Source organism: Orenia metallireducens (assembly GCF_003001995.1).
GTDB lineage: Bacteria > Bacillota > Halanaerobiia > Halobacteroidales > Halobacteroidaceae > Orenia > Orenia metallireducens_B.
On sequence record NZ_PVNB01000072.1, the window covers coordinates 1 to 2,039 of the forward strand.

1 protein-coding gene and 1 pseudogene are annotated in these 2,039 nt (G+C 28.5%); both read right to left on the bottom strand.

The features are described 5' to 3' along the window. A pseudogene (locus BX659_RS19775) lies at positions 1–78 on the bottom strand (fructose-6-phosphate aldolase); the annotation flags it as partial. A gap of 60 nt (positions 79–138) precedes the next feature. Then, complete coding sequence (locus BX659_RS18570) at positions 139–1,266, bottom strand: GntR family transcriptional regulator (RefSeq protein WP_172432028.1); 1,128 nt, start codon at positions 1,264–1,266, stop codon at positions 139–141. Between the last annotated feature and the right edge of the window lie 773 nt (positions 1,267–2,039).

Here is a 2,039-nt window from a genome sequence, read left to right on the forward strand (position 1 = left end):
AGTTACACCATCCACAACGCCTAAAGCAGCAGCCTTCTTAATCTCTTCTAAATTTGCAGTATCAATAAAAAATTTCATTCTTTCCACTCTCCTTTTTTTATAATAAATTATAGTTTTACCTTTACAAAAATTATGGATTCAAGCAAGATTATCCAAATAATAATTCTTGTTTATTTCGTTAACAGAATCTCGTTCAATGAGCTTAGGTGCAAAGGTAATCTTTTTGTTTGAATCGATAACTCCACTATCAATATTCTCTAAAATAATATTAGCTGCTCTTTCACCAGCTATCATCTTAGGATGAGTAACGGAAGTAATTGATATATGCCTTAATCTTACTAATTTTGAATCATCAAAACCTATAATAGAGATGTCTTCTGGTATTTGATAGTTCAAATCATCTAATATCTCCTTTACTAAAATGGCTACTTGATCATTAAAACAGAAGATAGCTGTTGGAGATTTATCGACTTCTAGTAATTCAATTACCAAAGACTTTATCTCTTGTTCAAAGTTCTGTAAATTTTCAAATTCAGAGATATAATATTTCTTGATATAGTCATTATAGACAGGAATATTATTCTCCTTTAAAGCCTGTTCATATCCTTTAAAACGATTAATTGATGGCTTATGAAGCCCTTTATAGATTACAGCAATATTTTCATGGCCTTCTTCTATGAAGTGATTTGTAGCTAAATACCCACCTTGTTGATCATTTACTGTAACATAATTAAACTTATTATTATCAAAATCACTATCAAGAATTACCACTGGTATATTATTATCTACAAAACGTTCTAACAGATTAATATTTGGATAAGCATAACCACTTTTAGCTGGTTCAATAATCAGTCCATCTACATCTTTTTTTAAAAATTCATTAAGAATCTCTTTCTCTCTATAGTGGTCATCCTTAGAATTACCTAAGATAATCTGATAGCCATTCTTATGCAAAACGCTATCAATTCCAGCTAAGATATCAGAAAAAATATAATCATGCAAGCTGATACTGATAAAACCTATATTGTAGGTCTTCTTCTTTTGATTATCACTACAGAACGTCCCTAATCCTTGCTTTTTATAGACAAGACCATCTTGTTCTAAGATATTAAGTGCTTTTCTGATAGTATGCCTACTAACACCATATATTTCACATAATTCACTTTCTGTAGGCAATTTATCTCTTGGCTTTAGTTGACCACTATTGATTATCTTTTCAATATTATTCTTTACCTGAATATATTTAGGCAACCTATTAGTGTGCATAATTATCATACTCCTTTATTTAACAAACTGGCTATTTCAGTCTAATCAATAATTTGTCTTGATTAATATATAAATTAAAAGATCATCTTTATTTATTGTAAATATAAGCAAACGTTCTTCATAATTTAGATGGTTATATATAGCTTATTACCATTTATCATTATATCTAACGAAAATCTAATAAAATCATAATTAGTAGATAAGCAATAGTGATCTTTTAATCTAACTTGTATTTTACCATTTTATTAAAATAAAAGCGGTATTTTAATATTTATACTAAGAATTAAGGTGTTAATAACCTCAGGATTAATAGCAAATTGATATTTGTATAGCAATAGTCTCCACCATTGCTATTTCCTCTGCTTTTTATACTCTTAGCTAATTATATATAAATTATCACACTATTTGGCCTACCATTACTAAAGATTCTTTTACTATAGGTGTCTTTACTAAACTAATTATCGAACCATAATCAGGCATATTTTCTCCTCCTGCTAAAGGATATGAATTATTAATTTAAAATAGCAAGCAAATCTTCCTTGATTGAGATCAGTTAACTAGAATAATCAGAATTTTATAAGATATCTATTTTTGCTTTGAAAAGTATATATTAAGGGTTTTTCTATCTAAACCTTCGATTATTTTAAATAGTCAACCGCTGCTCTCTCAACAGGCAGGCAGTTCTTATATCTTTCCATAAAGATTTCAAAGCCTTCAACATCTTCAGCATCTGGTTCAATGATGGACTCATTTTGATCTGCAAAGATATTTTC

What these genes read in the sequence shown, in the direction of transcription:
- BX659_RS18570 (WP_172432028.1), bottom strand. Translation starts at nt 1,266, where the DNA reads ATGCACACTAATAGGTTGCCTAAATATATTCAGGTAAAGAATAATATT.